General features: G+C 63.5%; 18 protein-coding genes. 7 read left to right on the forward strand and 11 right to left on the reverse strand.

Going from position 1 to position 21,323, the window contains the following annotated elements:
- The coding region (gene guaA / locus NKI29_RS26665) for a glutamine-hydrolyzing GMP synthase (protein ID WP_352797805.1) at positions 1-959 on the reverse strand (959 nt) is incomplete at its 3' end.
- A gap of 55 nt (positions 960-1,014) precedes the next feature.
- Positions 1,015-1,548 (reverse strand): MarR family winged helix-turn-helix transcriptional regulator, encoded by a 534-nt coding sequence (locus NKI29_RS26670; RefSeq protein WP_245274715.1) that lies wholly within the window; start codon positions 1,546-1,548, stop codon positions 1,015-1,017.
- Positions 1,549-1,619: 71 nt separating this feature from the next.
- Here NKI29_RS26670 and NKI29_RS26675 point away from each other — a divergent pair, with 71 nt between their 5' ends.
- A complete protein-coding gene (locus NKI29_RS26675; RefSeq protein ID WP_023677142.1) occupies positions 1,620-1,946 on the forward strand; it encodes a hypothetical protein in 327 nt (108 codons plus the stop codon).
- On the opposite strand, the gene NKI29_RS26680 is transcribed toward NKI29_RS26675, so the two are convergent.
- The 3 genes from NKI29_RS26680 to NKI29_RS26690 all read right to left on the reverse strand — a co-directional run bounded on the left by NKI29_RS26680 (position 1,918) and on the right by NKI29_RS26690 (position 4,493).
- Positions 1,918-2,592 carry a 5'-methylthioadenosine/S-adenosylhomocysteine nucleosidase gene (locus NKI29_RS26680; protein WP_023677141.1) on the reverse strand — a complete coding sequence of 225 codons (675 nt, stop codon included), beginning with the start codon at positions 2,590-2,592 and terminating at the stop codon, positions 1,918-1,920. The genes NKI29_RS26675 and NKI29_RS26680 overlap by 29 nt on opposite strands.
- Positions 2,593-2,619: 27 nt before the next feature.
- Positions 2,620-3,078 (reverse strand): PaaI family thioesterase, encoded by a 459-nt coding sequence (locus NKI29_RS26685; protein ID WP_352797808.1) that lies wholly within the window; start codon positions 3,076-3,078, stop codon positions 2,620-2,622.
- Positions 3,079-3,203: 125 nt separating this feature from the next.
- Positions 3,204-4,493: an RsmB/NOP family class I SAM-dependent RNA methyltransferase gene (locus NKI29_RS26690; RefSeq protein ID WP_352571592.1), complete on the reverse strand. Its 1,290-nt coding sequence runs from the start codon at positions 4,491-4,493 to the stop codon at positions 3,204-3,206.
- Positions 4,494-4,838: 345 nt separating this feature from the next.
- Between NKI29_RS26690 and NKI29_RS26695 the strand changes: the two genes are divergently transcribed.
- Entirely contained in the window at positions 4,839-5,516 is a 678-nt protein-coding gene (locus NKI29_RS26695; RefSeq protein ID WP_023677138.1) for an MIP/aquaporin family protein, read from the forward strand.
- 79 nt (positions 5,517-5,595) lie between these two features.
- Here NKI29_RS26695 and katG read toward each other — a convergent pair whose 3' ends face one another.
- Positions 5,596-7,794, reverse strand: coding sequence for a catalase/peroxidase HPI (katG, locus tag NKI29_RS26700; RefSeq protein ID WP_352571593.1), 2,199 nt, complete (start codon positions 7,792-7,794; stop codon positions 5,596-5,598).
- 147 nt (positions 7,795-7,941) lie between these two features.
- On the opposite strand from katG, the gene NKI29_RS26705 reads away from it, so the two are divergent.
- Positions 7,942-8,850, forward strand: a complete 909-nt coding sequence (locus NKI29_RS26705; protein ID WP_352457578.1) for a hydrogen peroxide-inducible genes activator — start codon at positions 7,942-7,944, stop codon at positions 8,848-8,850.
- Between the two features lie 59 nt (positions 8,851-8,909).
- Here the strand turns inward: NKI29_RS26705 and NKI29_RS26710 are convergent, their stop codons facing one another.
- Positions 8,910-9,512, reverse strand: coding sequence for a cupin (locus NKI29_RS26710; RefSeq protein WP_352457577.1), 603 nt, complete (start codon positions 9,510-9,512; stop codon positions 8,910-8,912).
- A 415-nt stretch (positions 9,513-9,927) separates the two neighbouring features.
- Between NKI29_RS26710 and NKI29_RS26715 the strand changes: the two genes are divergently transcribed.
- Entirely contained in the window at positions 9,928-10,569 is a 642-nt protein-coding gene (locus tag NKI29_RS26715) for a peroxiredoxin-like family protein (RefSeq protein WP_023677134.1), read from the forward strand.
- A gap of 411 nt (positions 10,570-10,980) precedes the next feature.
- Here NKI29_RS26715 and NKI29_RS26720 read toward each other — a convergent pair whose 3' ends face one another.
- Positions 10,981-14,184 carry an efflux RND transporter permease subunit gene (locus NKI29_RS26720; protein WP_023677132.1) on the reverse strand — a complete coding sequence of 1,068 codons (3,204 nt, stop codon included), beginning with the start codon at positions 14,182-14,184 and terminating at the stop codon, positions 10,981-10,983.
- The gene (locus NKI29_RS26725; RefSeq protein WP_051406143.1) at positions 14,181-15,287 is read right to left on the reverse strand and encodes an efflux RND transporter periplasmic adaptor subunit; all 1,107 of its coding nucleotides are present in this window, start codon (positions 15,285-15,287) and stop codon (positions 14,181-14,183) included. Before NKI29_RS26725 ends, NKI29_RS26720 begins: the two co-directional genes overlap by 4 nt.
- Positions 15,288-16,303: 1,016 nt before the next feature.
- Between NKI29_RS26725 and NKI29_RS26730 the strand changes: the two genes are divergently transcribed.
- The 3 genes from NKI29_RS26730 (at position 16,304) to NKI29_RS26740 (ending at position 18,575) form a co-directional block, all read left to right on the forward strand.
- Positions 16,304-17,305 carry a hypothetical protein gene (locus NKI29_RS26730; RefSeq protein ID WP_352457576.1) on the forward strand — a complete coding sequence of 334 codons (1,002 nt, stop codon included), beginning with the start codon at positions 16,304-16,306 and terminating at the stop codon, positions 17,303-17,305.
- Between the two features lie 58 nt (positions 17,306-17,363).
- Entirely contained in the window at positions 17,364-17,987 is a 624-nt protein-coding gene (locus NKI29_RS26735) for a hypothetical protein (RefSeq protein WP_352457575.1), read from the forward strand.
- A gap of 117 nt (positions 17,988-18,104) precedes the next feature.
- The gene (locus NKI29_RS26740) at positions 18,105-18,575 is read left to right on the forward strand and encodes a hypothetical protein (RefSeq protein ID WP_352457574.1); all 471 of its coding nucleotides are present in this window, start codon (positions 18,105-18,107) and stop codon (positions 18,573-18,575) included.
- 29 nt (positions 18,576-18,604) lie between these two features.
- Here NKI29_RS26740 and NKI29_RS26745 read toward each other — a convergent pair whose 3' ends face one another.
- Both NKI29_RS26745 and NKI29_RS26750 read right to left on the reverse strand, forming a co-directional pair.
- Positions 18,605-19,306, reverse strand: coding sequence for a hypothetical protein (locus tag NKI29_RS26745; protein WP_352457573.1), 702 nt, complete (start codon positions 19,304-19,306; stop codon positions 18,605-18,607).
- A 904-nt stretch (positions 19,307-20,210) separates the two neighbouring features.
- On the reverse strand, positions 20,211-21,314 hold the full coding sequence (locus NKI29_RS26750) for a calcium:cation antiporter (protein WP_352457572.1): 1,104 nt from the start codon (positions 21,312-21,314) through the stop codon (positions 20,211-20,213).
- Between the last annotated feature and the right edge of the window lie 9 nt (positions 21,315-21,323).

Genomic DNA, 21,323 nt, shown 5'->3' on the forward strand with positions numbered 1-21,323 from the left:
TTCTCGGCCTCCTCCTCGAACACTTCGATGAACAGCCGCCCGATGGTCTTGCGCTTCTTCTCGGGGTCCGACTCGCCCTCGAGCGCGCCGATGAAACGGTCCGAAGCGTCGACCAGGATCAGCGGCAGATTGTAATGCTGGCGAAACATCTCCACCACGCCTGATGCCTCGTCCTTGCGCATCAGACCGTGGTCGACAAGGATGCAGGTGAGCTGGTCGCCGACCGCCTCATGGATCAGCAAGGCCGCGACCGAGGAATCGACGCCGCCCGACAGCGCGCAGATCACCTTGCCCTTGCCGACCTGTTTGCGGATCGTCTCGACCGCGTGCTCGCGGTAGGCGCGCATCGTCCAGTCGCCTTCGATGCCGGCGATGTTGTGGACGAAGTTGCGGAGCAGCCTGGCGCCGTCCGGCGTATGCACCACTTCGGGGTGGAACATGAGGCCGTACATTTTGCGCTCGACATTGCCGAAGATGGCGAAGGGCGAGCCCTCCGATTTTCCGAGCACCTCGAACCCCTTCGGCAGGGAGATGACGCGATCGCCATGGCTCATCCACACCTGATGGCGCTGGCCGGGCGCCCACAGGCCCTCGAACAACGGGCTGTCCTCGGCGATCTCGACGAAGGCGCGGCCGAATTCGCGGTGGTCGGAGCTTTCGGCGACGCCGCCCATCTGCACGCACATCGCCATCTGGCCATAGCAGATGCCGAGCACCGGCACGCCGGCATCGAAGACGATCTGCGGCGCGCGCGGGCTGCCGATGTCGCCGGTCGAGGCCGGGCCGCCGGACAGGATCACCGCCTTCGGATCGATGCGCTTGAACGCCGCCTCGGCCGACTGGAAGGGCACGATCTCGGAAAAGACGCCGGCCTCGCGGATGCGGCGGGCGATCAGCTGGGTGAACTGGCTGCCGAAATCGACAATCAGGACGGTGTCGGGATGATTGGCTGTTTTCATGGCGAGCGTTTAGAGAAAGAAACGAGTCGGCGCAATGGGTTGTGAGGTCGCGCTTTCACTTCGATTCCGGTGTGTCGTCCTGAACGCCAGAGGCTTTGTCCAATGCATCCGTTTGCGTTGTATCGAGCGACTGCAAGGCGCCCATCAGCGCCGCGAAACGCTCGTGACCAAGGCGGGCAACATAGCTCCGTTCGATCTGCAGCTTGATGCGGTCGCCATCGCGCAGGGCGTCCAGGCCCTTGCGGGTGTAGCGCACAAGCTTGCCGCGACCGTCTTGCGGATCGGGCAGACGCTGCAACACACCTTCCGTCTCCAGGCCATCGAGCAATTGCTGAATCGCCTGCTTTGAGATCGCCGAGCGCTCGATCAGCGCCGACTGGCGCATGCCGCCGCGCGGGATGTGTCCAAGCAGGCCGGCACGCGCTTCGGTGAACCAGTGATGGCCGGCAGCGCGCATCGCAGCGGCGAACTCGGTCTGCCAGGCGCGGCTCGCCTGCCACAGCCGCCAACCTATGTGATCCGGCAGCGCTTCAGGTTTTTCGTCAAGGCCCTTGACCAAATTCTTCTCGCCCGATACATAGTCAAGCATCTTGACTACTAGTTCACTCTAAGTGGCGATGCCGGTCAAGGCAATCGGCGACTTCAATTCAGGAGGAAATCATGGCAGCACTTCAGAAGGAAACCCTTGCAATGCTCATTCCGGGCATGACCCATGTGTTGGAACGAAACGGCAAGGAGGCTTACGTCTATTTTGAAAGCGAGGGTGCCGCGCACATGCTGCTCGACGATGGCGAGGCGCGAAGCGGGCGCTGGCGGATGCTCGATGACGGTTATGTCGCCGACTGGGACACCGGCGCGACCGGACGCTGGACCCTCGATCACGAGCCCGGGTCAGTCACTTACATCAATCGCGACAACGCCGTTCGCTTCAGGATGATCGGCGTGCTGTTCGGCAACGCTAAGAAGCTGCCGCCCCAACAAGCTTGAAGTCGATCGCGCCCGAGGCGATCGCCTGTTCCAGCAGTTGCACCGCCGCGGCCAGCTTCTCGTCGATGACGTGCAGATATTCGGTCCAGTCGCCGACATGCCTCAGATCGGCTGCCCCGTCGGAAATGCCGCGCAGGCCGATAAGCGGCACGTCGAACAGCTGGCAGGCGCGCAGGCAGGCGAAGGTCTCCATATCGACCATGTCGGCGGCGATCGCGTCGTAGGCGGCGCCGGAGACGATTGCCGCCCCGGTCGACAGCGTCGCCTGTCTGACGCCTGGTATCCTGAACGGCAGCGGCACGCTGACAGGCAGGTCGAGGAACGGCGTGGCGCCCTTCTCGAACCCGAGGGGCGAGGCGTCCATGTCGCGGTAGGCGACTGAAACGGCCTGGTAGATTTCCGTCTGCTCCAGCGTCCGGCTGCCCGCCGACCCGAGCGACACGACTAGATCGGGCAGCGCCATCCCGGCATGCAGCCGGGATAGTTCGGCGCTGAGTCCGACGCCGGCCTCGACCGGTCCGACGCCGGTCAGCAGCGGCGTGAACAGCCGCTGCAGGTGTGGACCGTATTCGGCTTCGGCCGCCATGACGAAGAGAACGGATCTGCCGGAGATCGGGGTGAGCTCACCAGGTGTCTTGCCGGCCATGATCGTCCATCCTCCCCTGCCCGTTCCTCAGCCCTCGATGCCGTCGCGGCCGAGCACTGTCATCATCGTTCCGGTCATCGTGGCGATCAGCTTGGCCTCGCCGTCGACGGCGAACGCATAGGCCTGGCCGTCGGCGACGATGATGGTGCGGCCGGGCTTGGTAACCGAGCCGCGAAACAGGAAACGCTCGCCCCTGCCCGGCGCCAGCAGATTGACCTTGAACTCGATGGTCAGCACGCCGGAATTTTCCGGCATCAGCGAGAATGCCGCATAGCCGCAGGCCGAGTCGAGAGCCGTCGAAATGACGCCGGCATGGAGAAAGCCGTGCTGCTGCGTCAATGCCGCAGAATAGGGCATTTCGATCTCGATGATGCCGGGCGTCACCAGCGTCACCTCGGCGCCAATCGTCATCATCGCGTTCTGGCGCGCGAAGGACGTCCTGACGCGGTCCTCGTAATCGGGAGCAGGAACGATCTTTGCTGCCATGGCCGTCGCCCTTCGTTTCTCGACAAATCTTATTGCAAAGGCATTTATCGCAGAGGGGTGGGCGGCAGGCAATCGCAAATGCTGCACTGCAGCATTCGGCTTAGCCCTGTATCGATGGCAACGATTCAGCCGGCCCGCCGCAGCGCGCAGAAGTAAAAGCCGTCGGTGCCGCTCAGCAACGGCGACAGCGAAATGCCGCCCGCAGCGCCTATCCGCATTGCCGCTTCGTGGCCCGCAAAACGGCTGTCCCAAAGCTGGCGGTGATCGAGCGGGACAAAACCGGGATGGCGGTCCCGGAAGGCCGAAACCTGGTCGCCATTCTCCTCGTCGAACACCGAACAGGTGATGTAGACCAGCAGGCCGCCGGGTTTGACGAAGTCCCTGGCGGCATCGAGTATCGTCTCCTGCTCGCCCTTGCGGGCGTCGAGCTGTCTTTGCGTCAGCCGCCATTTGGCATCCGGCCGGCGCCGCCAGGTGCCGCTGCCGGTGCAGGGCGCATCGATCAGGACGATGTCCATATGCTTGCCGAGCGGCGCGAGTTCGGCCGGCTTGGTGACGATCTGCACATTGCGGTTTTCCGAGCGGCGGATGCGGTCGAAGATCGGCGCCAGCCTTGCCTTCTCCGCATCGTGAGCGAAGATCTGGCCTCGATTATCCATCGCCGCGGACAGCGCCAGCGTCTTGCCGCCGGCGCCGGCGCAAAAGTCGAGCACCTGCATTCCAGGCTCGGCGCCGGCCAGTTCAGCCGCAATCTGCGAACCCTCGTCCTGGACCTCGAACCAGCCTTTCTGGAAGGCCGGCTCGGCCTGCACGTTCGGGTGCCTGCCGTCGCCTTCGATCGGCGGGATGCGGATACCGTGCGGCGCGATCCGGGCAGGCTTGGCGCCGGTCTCCGCCAGTTCCGCCAGCACCTTGCCGCGATCGGCCTTCAGCGTGTTGACCCTGAGGTCGAGCGGCGGGCGTGTCGCCAGCGCGGCACCCTCTTCCACCCAGGCCGTGCCGAACGCCCGTTCGAACAGCGGCATGCACCAGTCGGGGATGTCTGCCCTGACGGCCGGCGGCGCATCGGCAAGCCGGCGACCGCCGAGCGTTGTCAGTTCGTCGGCGGTAAGCAGCGGCGGCGCGAACTTGTCGCCCTCGAGCGCCTCGTTCAGCGACTGCGCCGTCTGGCCCCATTCGAGCAGCAGCGCGCCGAAGCCGATGGCGCGCGGCGTGTCCTCGCCGAGCAGCCAGCCTGCGGAGCGCTTGCGGCGCAGCGCGTCGTAGACGATGTTGCCGATCGCGGCACGGTCGCCGCCACCGGCGAAGCGGTGCGACAGGCCCCAGTCCTTCAGCGCATCGGCCACCGGCCGGTGACGCCGGCCAATATCGTCAAGCACTTCGATGGCTGCCGCCAGCCGCCCGCCCAGTCTCATTGTCGTCTTCCATTACTCAGCAAATTAATTCCGGCCCTGCTCTTAGAGCTTTTCGTGCCCTGATTGAAACAGTTCTGTTTCGCCGACGGCGAGACGATCCATGCGGAGGGGTGACGAATGTGGGTTGGTGCATCGCGAGCCGCCGCCACCAAGCGGGCGCCGGCATGCGGTACGAAACAATTCGATCAATATATTATATGTTTCTAATGTGCGTGTCTGGTGCTCACAAGCATAGCGGCTTGCGCAACTGCTCTGCTTTGCAAGTTTTCCGGTTGCGAATACTCTTTGCGCGGTGATTCGCGTCGCAGAAAAAGCGGAGCCGCGGGTCGATACGAGGAGAGGGCAATGAAAACTTATCTGGCGGAAGTTCTAGGCACGTTTCTATTGGTGTTCATCGGCACGGCTTCGGTGGTGACGGGCGGCTTCGGCGGCGCGCTGCCGCTCGGCCAGGAAGGTATCGGTCTGGCGTTCGGCATCGGCCTGATAGCGGCCGCTTACGCGATCGGCCCGATTTCGGGCGCGCATCTCAATCCGGCGGTGACGCTCGGTGTGTTCCTCGCCGGGCGGATGCCGGCCAGGGATGTCATTCCCTATTGGATCGCGCAGGTCATCGGCGCCATCATCGCGTCGCTGGCACTGTGGATCATCGTCTCCGGACAGGTGGGCGGCCACACCGGCGGCTTCGGCGCCAATGGCTGGGATGTGACGAAATGGGGCGTCAGCTCGGCCTTCCTGTGGGAGCTGATCGGCACCTTCACCTTCGTCACGGTGATCCTCGGCGTCACCAACGCCAAGCACACCACGGCCTTCGCCGGCCTGGTCATCGGCCTGACGCTGGCCGGACTACACTTCGCCATCATTCCGGTGACCGGCACATCGCTCAACCCGGCCCGTTCGATCGGACCGGCGCTGTTTTCGGGAACTGCGGCGATCGGCCAGCTCTGGCTGTTCATCGTCGCGCCGCTGATCGGCGGCGCCATTGCCGGCGTGGTCGCCAAGGCCGGTATCTTCGAGAAAGACTGACTTTTCGGAAGCCCAACGAAAAAGGCGCGGGTCGAGACCCGCGCCCTTTTTGTTGCGTCGAGAAATTCGTATGCCCGGATCAGGCCGCGAGGTCAAAACGGTCGGCGTTCATCACCTTGGTCCAGGCGGCGGCGAAATCCCTGACGAACTTCTGCCCGGCGTCGGCCGATCCGTAGACCTCGGCAAGCGCACGCAATTGCGCGTGCGAGCCGAAGATCAGGTCGGCGCGGGTGCCGGTCCACTTGACCGCCCTGGTCTTGCGGTCGCGTGCTTCGTAGACTTCATCGGACCCGGCGGCCGGATCCCAGACCGTGTTCATGGAGAGCAGATTGACGAAGAAATCGTTGGTCAACGTGCCCGGCCTGTCGGTGAACACCCCGTGCTTCGACTGACCGCTGTTGGCGCCGAGCACCCGCAACCCGCCGACGAGCACCGTCATCTCCGGCGCCGTCAAGGTCAGCAGCTGCGCCCGGTCGACCAGCATCGCTTCGACCGACATCGGCGGCTTACCCCTGACATAATTGCGGAAGCCATCGACTTTCGGCTCGAGCGCGGCGAAGGACTGGACGTCGGTCTGTTCCTGTGAAGCGTCCATGCGGCCCGGCGTGAACGGCACCCCCACGTCATGGCCGCCGTCCTTGGCCGCCTTCTCGACCGCGGCGACGCCGCCGAGAACGATCAGGTCGGCAAGCGAGATCTTCTTGCCGCCGGACTGCGAGTTATTGAAGCCCTTCTGGATGCCTTCGAGTGTCTCGAGCACCTTGGCCAGCTGCGCCGGCTGGTTGACCTCCCAATCCTTCTGCGGCGCCAGGCGGATGCGGGCGCCGTTGGCGCCGCCGCGCTTGTCGGAGCCGCGGAAAGTCGAGGCCGAGGCCCAGGCGGTCGAGACCAGTTCGGAAACGGACAGGCCGGAGGCCAGGATCTTCGCCTTCAGCGAGGCGATGTCCTGTTCGCTGACCAGCTCGTGGTCGATTGCCGGTATCGGGTCCTGCCAGATCAGCTCTTCCTTCGGCACGAGCGGCCCGAGATAGCGGACGGCCGGACCCATGTCGCGATGGGTCAGCTTGAACCAGGCGCGGGCAAAGGCATCGGCGAACTGATCAGGATTCTGATGGAACCGCCGCGAGATCTTCTCGTAGGCCGGGTCGACGCGTAGCGCGAGGTCGGTGGTCAGCATCGCCGGCGCGCGGCGCTTCGAGGGATCGTGCGCGTCCGGCACGGTGCCTGCACCGGCGCCGCCCTTCGGCGTCCACTGATGGGCGCCGGCCGGGCTCTTGGTCAGCTCCCATTCGTAGTTGAACAGATTGTCGAAGAAGTTGTTGCTCCATTTGGTCGGCGTCGTGGTCCAGGTCACCTCGAGGCCCGAGGTGATGGCGTCGCCGGCAATGCCGGTGGCATGCTTGCTCGACCAGCCGAGGCCCTGCGCCTCGATGCCGGCGCCTTCCGGCTCCGCCCCGACCAGCGATGCATCACCGGCGCCGTGCGTCTTGCCGAAGGTGTGACCGCCGGCGATGAGCGCCACGGTTTCCTCGTCGTTCATGGCCATGCGAGCGAAGGTCTCGCGAATGTCGCGCGCCGCGGCCAATGGATCGGGCGTGCCGTTCGGCCCTTCCGGATTGACGTAGATCAGCCCCATCTGCACGGCGCCGAGATGGCCGTGAAGTTCGCGGTCGCCGGAATAGCGCTCGTCGGCGAGCCATTTGGTTTCCGATCCCCAGTCGACGTCCTGCTCCGGCTCCCAGACATCGGCGCGGCCGCCGGCGAAGCCGAAGGTCTTGAAGCCCATCGATTCCAGCGCGACGTTGCCGGTGAGGATCAACAGGTCGGCCCAGGAGATTTTCCTGCCGTATTTCTGCTTGACCGGCCACAGCAGCCGGCGCGCCTTGTCGAGATTGGCATTGTCCGGCCAGCTGTTGAGCGGCGCGAAACGCTGCTGGCCGGCGCCGGCGCCGCCACGGCCGTCGCCGATGCGATAGGTACCGGCGCTGTGCCAGGCCATGCGGATGAAGAGCGGGCCGTAATGGCCGAAATCGGCCGGCCACCAATCCTGCGAATCGGTCATCACCTGGTGCAGATCCCTGATCACCGCATCGAGATCGAGGCTCTTGAATTCCTTGGCGTAGTCGAAGTCCTCGTCCATCGGGTCCGAGAGGCTGGACTGCTGGTGGAGGACGCCAAGGTCGAGCTGGTTTGGCCACCAGTCGCGGTTGGTCCTGCTGGCCGATCCATGTGGGACCGGGCATTTGCCGGCGCTGTTGTCGTCGGTTTTCGCGTCCATCTTTGCCTCCGATTTGTTGATTTTCCGGGATTTTGTTGATTTTCCGGGCAGGGCCAGCGGCCGCGCCATCTTGGAATGGTTCCAGACTAGCCCGCCCAGCCGATAAAGACAAATTGCCTTTGCTGTTTATTCTGATAGGTTTTCCTTATGATCGGTTTGACCGTCCGGCAGATGCATTATTTCGAGGCGCTGGCGCAGACGCTGCATTTCGGCCGTGCCGCAAAACTCGCCGGCGTCAGCCAGCCGGCGCTGTCTTCGCAGATCGCCGAGATGGAGCTGCGGCTGAATTGCCGTCTGTTCGAGCGCGGCGGCAAGGTGGTGCGGATGACCGACGAGGCGCAGGTCCTGCTGCCGCGCATCGAGCGCATTCTTGCCGACGTCCGCGACGTCGAGGCGACGGCCCGGCGCGGCCGCCCGGCGCTGGAAGGCCGCTTCCGGCTCGGCATCATCCCGACGGTGGCGCCCTATCTCCTGCCGCATGTGCTGCCGGAGCTGAAACAGCATTTCCCGGCCTTGCAGCTGGAACTGCGCGAAGCCGTGACCGCCTCGCTGGTCGAGGACACCAGTTCGGGAAAGCTCGACGCCTTCGTCGCGGCGCTGCCCCTCGATTACCCCGGCCTGGTTACCGAGGAACTTTTCTCCGACCGGTTCTTCCTGGCCGTGCCGGCCGGCGATCCCGCCTTCGCCTCGCCGCCGGTGCCGCCGGAGAGCCCGGCGCTGGAGCGGCTGATGCTGCTCGAGGAAGGCCACTGCCTGCGCGAACAGGCGCTCGCAGTCTGCGGCAGCGTGCGGCCGGTGGCGATGGCAAGCTATGGCGCGACCAGCCTGACGACGCTCTTACAGATGGTGGCACATGGGCTCGGCGTCACGCTCATCCCCGAGATGGCGGCGGGGCCAGCCAGCACTATCCCCGATTTGAAGATCGTGCCGTTCCAGGAACCGATGCCGCAGCGTACGATCTGCCTCGCCTGGCGGCGCAACAAGGTTCGCCACGACGAATGCGTCGAACTGGCCAAGATCATCCGCGGGCTGGATGCGGCGGTGCTGGCAGCGTAGAGCGGCGGGTCAAGGATCCGGTTTTAGCCCCGAAGCCAACTCGCAAGAAAGGAACGGCTTCAATCCTTTTCCCAGGCTGCGAGCAACGGGCCGTTGCTTCCATAGACAGGGTCCTTGCGCGGACGGCCAACCCTGGGGATCGTGACGACTGCCTTGGCATGGTCGGCGGCGGTCGTACACAGGTCATAGGTGCCGGATGGAGGATAGGCGCCGACAACCAGAAAATCGTCGGACGCGGAAAGACGCTGGTGCCCGGTGCCGGCCGGAAGCACCGCGACGTCGCCGGCCTTCAGGGGGAGCGTTCGTCCCTTGTTGCCGCCAAAGCGGACTTTCGCCGTCCCGCGCGCGACGCCGAGCACCTCGTGTATCCGCGAATGGTAGTGGACGTAGTCGTAGATGCCGTTGCGCCAGCTATCGCCCCAGCCATTTGCCTCGAAAAGCGCCTCCATGACAGCCGCAGGATCGAATTCCTCGGACAGCGTCACGGCGCCGCGATAGACGACAAGCGGCCAGAACGGATGGTTGGGCACAAGGCCATCATCCCCAAACCGAAACGCATTCGCTTTGCGCGGCCTGACCAGATCGGGGACCTCGCGCCGGCCCGGTCTGGCGGCACCGGTGACCTGCTCGACGGCTTTCTTCGTGGTTTGCAGAATGCTCATGATGCGGCCTTGGATTGGTGGTGGCTTCATGCCGACTTAACCGGCTGCACGGCCGTCGGTTCCGCTGAGGGTAGAGATCTGCGATCTGTGCGGTCGGAATTTGACGTCCGGGCACATCGAAGCCGCCCAAGTTTCAAGGCTTGAACACCGCAAGCATGTGAAGATCCAATCGGTCCCGCCGCTGTGTCGTCCCATGGCACGGATGAGACGATACACTGTTTACCACAGCGCTCGCGACAGCTCGCGAAACGGGCGACCCGCAGAGGCTTTTTTCGTGTTATGATGCATTTGCAACGCGCCTAATCTCGACCTCGGCAATATGACAAAGGTCGAAAGCAATTTTGCCCTGGCGTCGCCCAGCACGGACTCAACTCCGGATGGCTGGGCGTGCTTATCCGGGGCGAGGAGGTTGTCCATGTCCACGAGTAGTGTCGAACGTCCGCTGCAGCCGGGCGACCGGGCACCGAATATTATTCTCGATGCGATCTCCCGCGAAGGCAAAATCGCGCTCACTGATTTTCGAGGTCGTAGCCCATTGTTGATCGGCTTGTTTCGAGGCCTGCACTGTGCGTTCTGCCGGCGCAATGTCGCGGCAATGGCGCAACTCAAGCCGGCTCTGGCTGAGAAAGGCGTCGAATGCCTGGCGGTCGTCAATACGCCGGTAGAGCGGGCACGGCTCTATTTCCGTTACCATCCGACACCCGATCTTCTCGCCGCGTCCGACCCGGAGCGGGCCTCGCACCGTGCTTTCGGCTTGCGCGAGATCGGGATGGACAAGGTCATGGGGATCCGTATCGATCTCCCGGGTGAGTTGCCCGAGCCTATGGACCCCATCGCCATAAACGAGTTGCTCAACAAGAAGGAGGGGTATGAGATTACGGAAGCCGATCAGCAGATGATGGCTTCCGCTAAGGAGCTGCTGGTTGGTCAGTTTCTCATCGACCGAGGGGGCATTGTACGCTGGAGCTTCACTGAAGTTCTGGAGGCTGGCCTCAATACCCCCAAGGCGCCGAATCCGGAGGAATTGATGTCAGCGGCTTCCCAAGTTGCACATTAATGGGCTGCGGAAATAGGCGGCTGACAACTCGCTCGACGACCGCGCCCTTCCCGCTCACTACCGGGGAAAGGCCGTTCTGGGTCAAAACCTGAAGATCGTGGATGACCGCTTCGCGCCCGATCTCGGCCGTAGAGATCAGCTTCTCCGCGTCCTGAAAGCAGACATCGCAAGCGAGGACTCCGGAGGTCGCGGTTGCGCCCTCAAGCCCCGCCCGGTCGACCAGATAGAAGATCGCATTGGCCTCGCCGCCCGGCATCGTCTCGCTGAACTGGATGCGGCTGTTAGGCTGGATCAGACCGAGCAGGGTCTCCGCCGCACCTCGACGCCGAGATCGCGCAGATCGTGGCCGTTGCCGCGCCGCGCCGATTTTCTGGAGTGATAAGCCGCGCCCGACGCGGCGAATTCGTAACCCTACTCGGCGGCCGTCTCCGATGGCGCCTCTGCCGGCCCCGAAGGCTCGGCCTCGGCACGGGGCTTGCGCCGTGAAAACAGCGACCTGAGCGTGACGTAGAACACCGGCGTCAGGAACAGGCCGACGAAGGTGACGCCGAGCATGCCGGAGAATACCGCGGTGCCGAGCGACTGGCGCATTTCTGCGCCCGGGCCCGTTGCAATCATCAGCGGCACGACGCCGAGGATGAACGAGAAGGCGGTCATCAGGATCGGCCGCAGCCTGAGCCGGCAGGCTTCGACGGCAGCCTCGGCGGCCGACAGGCCGCGTTCCTGCGCCTGCCGCGCGAATTCGACGATCAGGATCGCGTTCTTGGCGGCAAGCCCGATCAGCACGATGAGGCCGATCTGCACGAGGATGTTGTTGTCCAGCCCTCGGAGCGACACGCCGAGCAACGCCGCGAGCACGCCGAGCGGCACCACCAGCACAATGGCGAACGGCAGCACCCAGCTTTCATATTGCGCCGCCAGCGCCAGGAACACGAACAGCACCGACAGTCCGAAGATATAGACAGCGGCATTGCCGGTGTTGCGCTCCTGATAGGCGAGCTCGGTCCATTCATAGGAGGTACCGGCCGGCAGCGTCTTTGCCGTGATCCCTTCCATCAATGCCAGCGCGTCGCCCGTGGAAACGCCGGGCGCGGCGTTGCCCTGCAGCGGCACCGAGACGTACATGTTGTAGCGCTGGACCAGCGCCGGGCCGGTGACGTCGCGGATCTCGACCAACGTGCCGAGCGGAACCAGCGCGCCGGTCGCCGAGCGCACCTTCAGTTTCAAGATGTCGGCGCGATCGAGACGGAACGCCTGGTCGGCCTGCGCCCGCACCTGGTAGACGCGCCCGAAAGCGTTGAAGTCGTTGACGTAGGCAGTGCCCAAATTGATCGACAGCGCCTCGAAGATGTTGGGGATCGGCACGTTCAGGATGCGCGCCTTGTCGCGATCGATCGCCAGGAAGAATTGCGGGCTCGACGCGGAGAACGTGGTGAACACGCCCGTCAGCCCCGGCGTCTTGTTGGCCTTGCCGGCGATTTCGTTGGCAAGCGCCAGGATCTGCCGCATGTCGGCGCTGTTGCGCTCCTGGATCTGCAGCTTGAAGCCGCCGGCATTGCCGACGCCGCGGATCGGCGGCGGCGGCAGTGCGATAATGAAGGCTTCCTTGATGCTTTGCAGGCTGCCGAACAGATTGCCGATGACCTGGGTCGCCGACTGGCCGGCTTTCAGTCGCTCGTCAAACGGCTTGAACCTGGCGAAGATCACGCCCGCGTTGCTGGCGTTGGTGAAGGTCGCGCCGGAGAAGCCGGCGAAGGCGACTGCGTAGTCGACGCCTGGCGTTTTCTGGATGATCTGCGACGCCTGCTGGATGACCGCATCGGTCCTCGACAGCGAAGCGCCGTCCGGCAACTGGATGACGACGATCGCATAGCCCTGGTCAAGCGACGGAATGAAACCGCGCGGCACCGACTGCACCATGTAGACCGTGGCGTAGATGAGGGCCGCGAAAACGGCCAGCATGGCGGCGATCGTTATCCACGAGCCGACCAGCACGCGGATGATGCTCGAATACCAATGGGCGACCCTGTCGAAGCCGCGATTGAAGCCGTCGGCGAGCGCCCGTCCGAACCGCGCCAGGAAAAAGCGCGGCGGCGCCGCCGCGGCGTGATGCGGCTTGAACAGCAGTGCGGCCAGCGCCGGCGAAAGCGTCAGCGAATTGAATGCCGAGATCGCCGTCGACACCGCGATGGTGATCGCAAACTGCAGATAGAACTGCCCAGAAATGCCGGGGATGAAGGCTGTCGGTACGAACACGGCTATCAGCACCAGCGAGATCGCGATGACGGCCGTTCCGACTTCGTCCATGGTCAGGTGCGACGCCGGATTGGGCGCCAGCCCTCTGGCGATATTGCGCTCGACGTTTTCGACCACGACGATCGCATCGTCGACGACGATGCCGATCGCCAGAACTAGGCCGAACAGCGTCAGCATGTTGAGCGAGAAGCCGGCGGCGTAAAGCACCGCCAGCGTGCCGATCAGCGACACGGGGATCGCCACGATCGGCACGATCGCCATGCGCCACGATTGCAGGAAGACGATGATGACGATGATGACCAGCAGCATCGCCTCGAGAATCGTCTTGTAGACCTCCTGGATCGACTCGGCGACGAACTCAGTCGGATTGTAGACGATGTCGTAGCTCAACCCCCTCGGGAAGTCGCGGGAAAGCTCCTTCATCTTGTCCTGGATCTCCGCGGCTGCGGCGAGCGCATTGGTGCCCGGCCGCTGGAAGATGGCGAGCGCCACCGCCGGTTTGCCGTTGAGATAGGAGTTGGTGACGTAATCCTTGGCGCCGAGCTCGATGCGCGCCACGTCCTGCAGCGAGATCAGGCGGCCGTCGTCGGTCGATTTGACGATCACGTATCGGAAGTCGCGTGCGTCGTTGAAGCGGCCTTGCGTGGTGACCGTGTACTGGAACGCCGTGCCGGTGCTGGTCGGCGGCGCGCCGATCGAGCCGCCCGACACCTGGACGTTCTGGTCGCGCAGCGCCTGCACCACATCGCCCGAGGTCATCCCCAGGGCGGACAGTTTTTCCGGATCGAGCCAGATGCGCAGCGAATATTCGCGTTCGCCGAAGATGATGAGGTCGCCGACGCCGTCTAGTCTGAGCAGTATGTCGCGCACCCGCGAGCGGGCGTAGTTCGAGACGTAGAGCTGGTCGTAGGTATTGTCGGGCGACAGCATGTGCACGACCATCATCAGGTCGGGCGAGCTCTTGGTGGTGGTGATGCCGAGGCGGCGGACTTCTTCGGGCAGGCGCGGCTCGGCGACCGACACGCGGTTCTGCACCAGCACCTGAGCCTGGTCGAGATCGGTGCCCAGCTTGAAGGTGATGGTCAGCGCCATCGCCCCGTCGCCCGACGAATAGGACGACATGTAGAGCATGCCCTCGACGCCGTTGATCTCCTGCTCGATCGGCGTTGCCACCGTCGCTGCGACCGTCTCGGCGTCGGCGCCCGGATACTGCGCGCGAACGACGATGGTCGGCGGCGCGATCTCGGGATATTGCGCGACCGGCAGCTGGGTATAAGCAATCCCGCCGAGGATCAGCAGGACGATCGAAACGACCGATGCGAAGATCGGACGGTCGACGAAGAAATGTGCGAACCTCATTGCTGCAACTCGGCGGTCTCGGCCTTGGGCGGCAACGTCACCATCTCGACCTTCACCTTGGTGCCCGGCCTGGCGTGCATCAGCCCTTTGACGATGATTGTCTCGTCGCCGGTCAGGCCCTGGCGGATGACCCGGTAGCCGTCGAGAAGCGGGCCGGTGCGCACGGGCTTCGCCGACACCATCCCGGCCTCATCCACCAGGAACACGATGCGGCGATCCTGATCGGCGCCGATCGCCTCGTCGGGCACCAGCACGCCGCTATGCGGCAGCGACCCCGGCACGTTGATGCGCCCGAACATGCCTGGCTGGAGAATGCCATCGGCGTTGGGAAACCTTGCACGTACCCGCATGGTGCCGGTCGCGTTGTCGATCCGGTTCTCGGCAAAATCGAGCTTGCCTTTGAATACCGCCTCCGCGCGGTCGGCGACGCGCACCACCACCTCGAGCCCGCCGGCGCCTTCCTGCATGCTGCCGCCGCGCTCCTTCGCGTCGCGGGCATAGCTGAAATACAGGCGCTCATCGACGTCGAAATAGAAGTCGATCGGATCGCGCGTAACGATGGTCGTCAGCAAGGTGGAATCCGGCTGCACGAGGTTGCCGACCGACACCAGCCGGCGGTCGATGCGGCCGGACAAGGGTGCCTTGATCTCGGTGAATTCCATGTTCAGGCTGGCCGTCGTCAGGGCAGCCGTCGCGCCCTGCATCTGCGCCTGCGCCGAAAGGTATTCCCGCCGGCGGTCGTCGACCGTCGCGGTTGAGATATTGCCGGTCTTGGCGAGTTCGTCGGCGCGATCCAGCTGCATCTTGGAGAATTCGAGCAGACTCTTGGCGACGTCCACTTGCGACTTGGCGGCATCATAAGCCGCCTGGTACGGACGCTCGTCGATGGTGAAGAGCAGGTCGCCCTTGTTGACCAGTGCGCCGTCCTGGAAGCTGACCTTGTCCAGATAGCCGCTGACGCGCGAACGGATGGCGACCTGGTCGACGGCTTCGAAGCGCCCGACGAACTCGTCGTCTTCGACGATTTCACGGACCACCGGCTTGGCCGCTGTCACCACGGGTAGCTGCTGGTCCTGCGCAAACGCAGTGCTGCTGAAAGCCATGCCGAGCAGGAATGCCGCCGACACGGCGGCGCGGGGAAGCCAGCCGGCCGATCGACAGGGTCGCTCGCCCGCGTCGCGATGCAATTGCCCATTCTCTGGGGTGTCCATTTGCGTCCTCGCTCGCTGGACCCGGAGGTCGGTTGATCCGCTTCTACGCTCAGGCTTTTCGTCGAGATCAGAGCACTGCAGTGTTGTGCATGGCAACATGATCATTTTCCATGTGGGCTGAAATGTCCACCCTGTGGCTGCCCCGCCACCCGCCACTGGCAACGCAGATCCACCGGGCGGTCCGGGACGCCATTGAGACGGGACGGCTAGACCCGGGAGCAGATCTTGGTCCCGTCGGGCTGAACGTCCGCAATCCTTCTTCAAACGTTAAAGCCGCCATTCCGCTATCGGCCCCGAGGCTGCCGGTCTGCAACGCGCCCCAAGGTCGGCCGTTAAAGTTAGTTGTGCCACCGCCTTACAGCGGACAACACCGGCGACCGCGCTTGAGGGCGTAGTTGCGCCAGGAGCGGTCATTGCCGAACCACTACTCAGACGTCCCGTTTTGTGATGGGTTTCGGATGCCGGCCGTCTACTGAGATGGTGTGGCTCCGAGGCCGGCGTCCGGAAGCCTCCAGGGAAGGAACCCGCGGGGTGGAGATCTCGGTTTTGAGTCTATGGGGATTTGACGGTTCGGCTTGGTCCGTTGTGACCGCACCGATGGGCTTGGTGGGTGGGCAGCTTGCGAGGCAAGCAGCAGGTGCATTGCAGACAGAAGTAGCGTCGCGGCGTAGGCGAGTACGAATGCCGTGCGCGGTAGCAAAAACCGCAACGCGCCGTGAAGCGCATTCGCCCCGCGATGTCGCCGGCGCTGTGGTTTGTCTTGAATGTTAAAGTTCGTACCATTGCATCCTGGGCCGGTTGGGCGCACACTGATTCAATCGGGATGCGGGGGCTCTCCTCCCATCGGGAGCTTCAGAATTGTTCGGCACGCGCGGGCTGTCTGCCATTCTTTAGCGAAGGAGAAGGGCATGCCCAAGTTCACGAACGCAGTCACTGGCAGCGAAAATGCGATCGAGGGCGTCAGTGTCGACGGCGAGGGGGTCGTTGGAACGAGCACCGACGGCGTTGGTGTCTTGGGCGAAAGCAAGCGCAACGAAGGCGTGCGCGGAGTCAGCCGCGGCTCCCATCCGGGCGTCGTGGGCATCAATAATTCGGCGGACCTTCGTCTAGGCCCGGTTTCGCTCCACCACGAGGCAAGCTCTGGAGGCAATGGCGGCTGGTTCGAGAGCAGCCTCGGTGAGGGCGTCCGGGGATGGTCGAAGAATTTGAATCATGGCGGTGTTGTCGGGGTCAATTCGGCCGGCGGCAATGCAATTTACGGGACCAGCAGCGATGGCGCGGCCATCTGGGGCACCAGTCAAAACAATGAGGGCGTCCATGCCGAGACGCATTCTCCGGGGATGGCGGCGCTGGCCGCTTTCCAGCTCAATCCAGAAAGCACAGGCGCGGCGCTTTATGCGAAGCATGAGGGCAACCTGACCGCTGCGCTTTTTGTCGGGAATGTGGTCGTGACGGGCAATATCGATGTCACCGGGCCGGGCAGCGACATTCGCCTCCTCAACGAGGATTGCGCCGAGGACTTCGACGTTCGCGACGCACAGCAGGTCGAGCCCGGAACCGTTATGATCCTGGGGCAGGACGGAGCTCTTGAGGAAAGCAATTGCGCGTACGACAAAAGGGTCGCAGGCGTGATTTCGGGCGCTGGCGATTTCAAGCCGGGGATCGTGCTGGGCTCCCGGCCTCAGTCGATCAACAGGCAGCCGATCGCGCTGATGGGCAAGGTCTATTGCAAGGCGGACGCGCATTTCGGCCAGATCGAGGTGGGCGACCTCCTGACGACCTCGCCCACGGCGGGGCACGCGATGACCGCATCCGACCGGGATCGGGCGTTCGGCACGATCATCGGCAAGGCGCTCGGCCCATTGCAATCCGGGCGGGGTCTCATTCCCATCCTCGTGGCCCTCCAATGAACCAAGACTGGAGCGCGGACGGGTACGGATGGCTGCCTAACCCCGCACGCCGCGAAGCGTGAAAACGCTGAAATCGTGCCGCGCCTTCACGGGATCGCCAATCAGCGTGCGGGCGCTCGGTCGGCTCGAGAACCGGCCTCTGCCGATAAGCGTCCTGGACATGGTCGCCACCGATGGCTTCCGCCGGTTCACCGGGGACATCAGCAGCGGCGATGTCGATTGCTCTTGGGAAATGCAGCTATGGCAAAATGGCTTCTGGTCGGCGCATGGCGATTTTCACGACGGCGGTACCCTGACCGGCGATTTCTTCTATCTTGAATTGCTGCTCGATCACGATCATTCCATCGGTGCGCGGCTCGAAGGCCACATCGTCGACGTGATCGAAAGTCGCCACACCTCGCTGAGCCTCGAAGGATCAGATCGCTGGGTTCGTGACAACTGGCACAAGTTCGAAAGTTCAGGCCCGACCCAGCGCTTGCATGCAGCGCCCGCCTGGGGTCAGCTTGCATGGGAAGGATTCGTCGCGCTCTATCTCGCGGTCGGCGCTTTTTTCTATGTCGTGACGGGCGGCGGGCGCAGCCGCTACAGAATGCGCCGCGCCGCCCCGCAGAATCCGGATCCGGGCGATACCCGGCCGGGCGTCGAAATCGACCCGGACGACGACGATGAGGACTACGGGTAAAGAATGGCGTTCTCCCCGCCTGCAACACGGTCAGGCCGAACCTGAGGTTCCGAAGGAATGTCGATGGATTTGCGCGCGATCTTGGCACCGCGGAGCGCGCCGGATGCTCAGGTAAGCATGCGAAGCGTGTCGGAAAGCCTTGGACTGGGGATCCCGGTCGCCTTGCGCGCCATCGCGGATGTTCTCGAACCGGTTACCCTGTCCTTCACGCTCGATGCTGGCACATGCTCGGGAGAATGCCGTCTTCGCTTGGCGAGCGACGGGTCGGTACAATATGCCGGCAGGGTCCATGACAGTGGGGCGCTTTCCGCATCTTATGCCGCGATCGTCAGCATATCGCTCGTGGGCTCAGCCGACGGACCGTTCCTGTTTCCTCGCCGAGGTCATGTCGGCGGCACATTTTCATTCGAATCCCGCGATGACGATTGGGACATGAATGTCAGGCACACGCTCGTCGAGAAGAACTGGACGGCTCTCAAAGCAGGCCTGCCCTCGGCACGGGTCGATTTCGGCACCGGGACGGGAGCAATCGAATTGATTACCGGACTGGCGAGCGCGGCCACTGGCGGGTTCGTCATTCCGTTTTGAGCCGTTTTGAGGCCCGCCGATCGAGCCCGCTATTCAAAGCGGAGCGACACCTCGAAGGACAAGCCGTCGTCGGGACCGGCCAGATCGAGATTGGCTCCCTCGATCATGTTGGGCACTTCCCAGGCCGTAGTGTCGCTATAGTCGGTGTCGAGCAGGCTAAGCGGACGGTACAGGGCCTTGTCGAACTTCCGCCCCCATTCTCCAACCAAAGCATGGATCGGCCCCTGGAGATCGATGCTGCTGTGAACCCGGATTGTCACCCCTTCGTCCCGCGCGGCAATGAAATCATCCTCGATCCATCGTGAATAGCCTTTGATGGAGAAGGCCCCGCTGCTGGTTGGACTGGTGCCTTCGGAGGCTGGACCGCTGATATTCACGCCGGCAATCAAACCGCCGAAGTAGCAATGCTCATTGGTCGCAAATCCCGCAACCAGCGCCACGGGAATTGCAACTTGCGCCTCCACCTGGACATTGAGTTTCCAGTGTCCTGACCGGGTAAACTCGACGAGCGCCTCGGTGCAGGCGAGCCCTGGCGAAAGGAGAGGCATGACGGGCGGCAGGAAGGCTACCACGTTTTCGTCGATGACCTTGCGAAGCTCCAGCGGTCCTCGCGTAATTGCAAGCGGGCGCACGAGAAGGGGCTGCGCGAGAAACTCTTCGCGGCCATTTGGTGGGGCAAGGGCCGTCTGCAGGCGCCGCAGCCTCGAGCCAGCAAGCTTAACCTGATCCATTTATTCCACCACGCGCGCCGGCGCGGCGCGCAACCCGTCCATAGCACATTAGTGCTTAAACTGCTAAGACCTTCGGCGGCGAAAAGCCCGGTTCGTGCAGCCTCTCGAGGGATGGCGCCTTCTTAAGCATGCGCTCGCATATGGCTCAGCAAGAGATAACATCGAGTGTCGGAATCTTCCGCAATAGCGACAATGGCGGCATCCTGATAATCTACATCGACCAACGCGGAGTCTTACGCCCTGCGAGGTCAGCTTCGACAGCCACGAGATGTGGTGGAAACCCGCATGGTTGTGCATCCGGCTAGCGAGGCCTAGCCCGACGACCTGGCCAAATACTTTTCCTAGAGTTCATCGGTATCAAGCCAGTCGCGACCGATGGCCATGACTCGATCTACGGGCAGGTCGCATGGCTGGCCTAGCAACCATGTCGCGATTCAAGAGCTGCCTGTCGGGGCAGACCTCAGACTCAGCCGGTCCGGTAAGACGTTTTGCCCTTCCGACGGAGCGTCTACTATTAGGCATCACAATATCATGGGTGAACGACCGGGATTTGGGCGCATTGCTGCCATTCGCAACGAGCAGAATGAAGGTCTCCGATGGGTCAGATCGCGTCGATGCATGGGGGCGCCTGAACGTCCGCTTCTCACATTCCAAGCCTCCAAGCCGCAAGTCCGCTTCCGGCCCGATCGAGACGTTCAAGGCCTCGATACTAAGCGTCCGCCCATGGCGCAAAGGAGACAAATTGGCGCCCGCCCCTCAAGCCGTCTTTGCCGTCACCACCCCAACTCTCGACCATCGCCTCATCGGGAACTTCTGCGGCTTGTCTACTTCGCAACTCAGTGCGGAAACGCGTGGCTGCTCGGTCGAGAACAGTCGTCAGTATCTGCCTGCCCCCATGCCCCCCTCACGGCACAAATATCAAAAACACCCAAGTAAAAAACACCACCAGATGGACCAAGCCGGTCAAGAACGTCGTCCTTTCCGTGCTGAAACTCACATTGCAGATGAAAAGCGCCAGGACCAAAAGCACCGTGTCGGTCGCCGGCAGCCCCAGCGTCAGGCCTCTTCCGGTCAGCAGGCTGGCGGCGGCTATGCCCGGTATTGTCAGGCCGATTGTGGCACAGGCCGAACCCATGGCGACGTTCAGGCCGCGCTGCAGCTCGTTGTTGAGTGCGGCGCGAACCGCCGAAATGGCCTCCGGCATCAGAACCAAGCCCGCGATCATCGCGCCGACAATGGCGTCGGCCTGCGGCACCTGGTAGGCGACGAGCGCATCCTCGACGCTGGCGGCGACCTGTTCGGCCAGCATGACGATGCCGATCAGCCCGATCAGCAGGAGAACAGCGCCGGCGGCGACGCTTTCGTGGGCGTCGGTTCGCACTGCGGCGCCATGCGCTTGCCCGTCGATGAAATCGTCGCGGTGGCGGACAGTCTGCGCGAACAGAAAACCGGCATAGAGCAGCACTGAAAGGACGCTGACGAAGCCAAGTTGGGCCGCCGAAAACGTGCCGGGATCGGTGGTTCGCGTGTAGGTCGGCAGAATAAGCGTCATGACGCTGAGCGCGACCAGAACCGCCAGATAGGCGCTGGTCCCTTGCCGGACGATCGCCTGCTTGCGATGGCGCCAGCCACCAAACGTCAGGCACATGCCGACAACACCGGTGGAGGTGATCATCACCGTCGAGAACACGGATTCGCGTGCAAGCGTCGGGTTGTTGGCCCCATGCAGCATGATGGAAACGATGATCGACACTTCGATTGCCGTCACGGCGATGGTCAGCACCAACGTGCCGTACGGCTCGCCTACCCGCCTGGCCACCGCCTCGGCGTGGTCGAGCACCACGAAAATGGTGGTGAACATGATCGCGCTCGACAGCGCGCCGACAAATATCCTGGTGCCCAGCGACCCTTCGTCCACCGACACCCCGCTGGCCCTGACCGCGACAGCCATCGCCAGGGCGGCCAACGGCATGCCGTAGGAAACCGCCGATCTTGCGAGACCACTCATTCCAAGCCC

It is taken from the genome of Mesorhizobium sp. M0678, assembly GCF_040320505.1.
Taxonomy (GTDB): domain Bacteria; phylum Pseudomonadota; class Alphaproteobacteria; order Rhizobiales; family Rhizobiaceae; genus Mesorhizobium.

Coding starts and splice junctions, on each gene's coding strand:
- NKI29_RS26670 (WP_245274715.1), bottom strand. CDS start 1,548: ATGCTTGACTATGTATCGGGCGAGAAGAATTTGGTCAAGGGCCTTGAC.
- NKI29_RS26675 (WP_023677142.1), top strand. CDS start 1,620: ATGGCAGCACTTCAGAAGGAAACCCTTGCAATGCTCATTCCGGGCATG.
- NKI29_RS26680 (WP_023677141.1), bottom strand. CDS start 2,592: ATGGCCGGCAAGACACCTGGTGAGCTCACCCCGATCTCCGGCAGATCC.
- NKI29_RS26685 (WP_352797808.1), bottom strand. CDS start 3,078: ATGGCAGCAAAGATCGTTCCTGCTCCCGATTACGAGGACCGCGTCAGG.
- NKI29_RS26690 (WP_352571592.1), bottom strand. CDS start 4,493: ATGAGACTGGGCGGGCGGCTGGCGGCAGCCATCGAAGTGCTTGACGAT.
- NKI29_RS26695 (WP_023677138.1), top strand. CDS start 4,839: ATGAAAACTTATCTGGCGGAAGTTCTAGGCACGTTTCTATTGGTGTTC.
- katG (WP_352571593.1), bottom strand. CDS start 7,794: ATGGACGCGAAAACCGACGACAACAGCGCCGGCAAATGCCCGGTCCCA.
- NKI29_RS26705 (WP_352457578.1), top strand. CDS start 7,942: ATGATCGGTTTGACCGTCCGGCAGATGCATTATTTCGAGGCGCTGGCG.
- NKI29_RS26710 (WP_352457577.1), bottom strand. CDS start 9,512: ATGAGCATTCTGCAAACCACGAAGAAAGCCGTCGAGCAGGTCACCGGT.
- NKI29_RS26715 (WP_023677134.1), top strand. CDS start 9,928: ATGTCCACGAGTAGTGTCGAACGTCCGCTGCAGCCGGGCGACCGGGCA.
- NKI29_RS26720 (WP_023677132.1), bottom strand. CDS start 14,184: ATGAGGTTCGCACATTTCTTCGTCGACCGTCCGATCTTCGCATCGGTC.
- NKI29_RS26725 (WP_051406143.1), bottom strand. CDS start 15,287: ATGGCTTTCAGCAGCACTGCGTTTGCGCAGGACCAGCAGCTACCCGTG.
- NKI29_RS26730 (WP_352457576.1), top strand. CDS start 16,304: ATGCCCAAGTTCACGAACGCAGTCACTGGCAGCGAAAATGCGATCGAG.
- NKI29_RS26740 (WP_352457574.1), top strand. CDS start 18,105: ATGCGAAGCGTGTCGGAAAGCCTTGGACTGGGGATCCCGGTCGCCTTG.
- NKI29_RS26745 (WP_352457573.1), bottom strand. CDS start 19,306: ATGGATCAGGTTAAGCTTGCTGGCTCGAGGCTGCGGCGCCTGCAGACG.
- NKI29_RS26750 (WP_352457572.1), bottom strand. CDS start 21,314: ATGAGTGGTCTCGCAAGATCGGCGGTTTCCTACGGCATGCCGTTGGCC.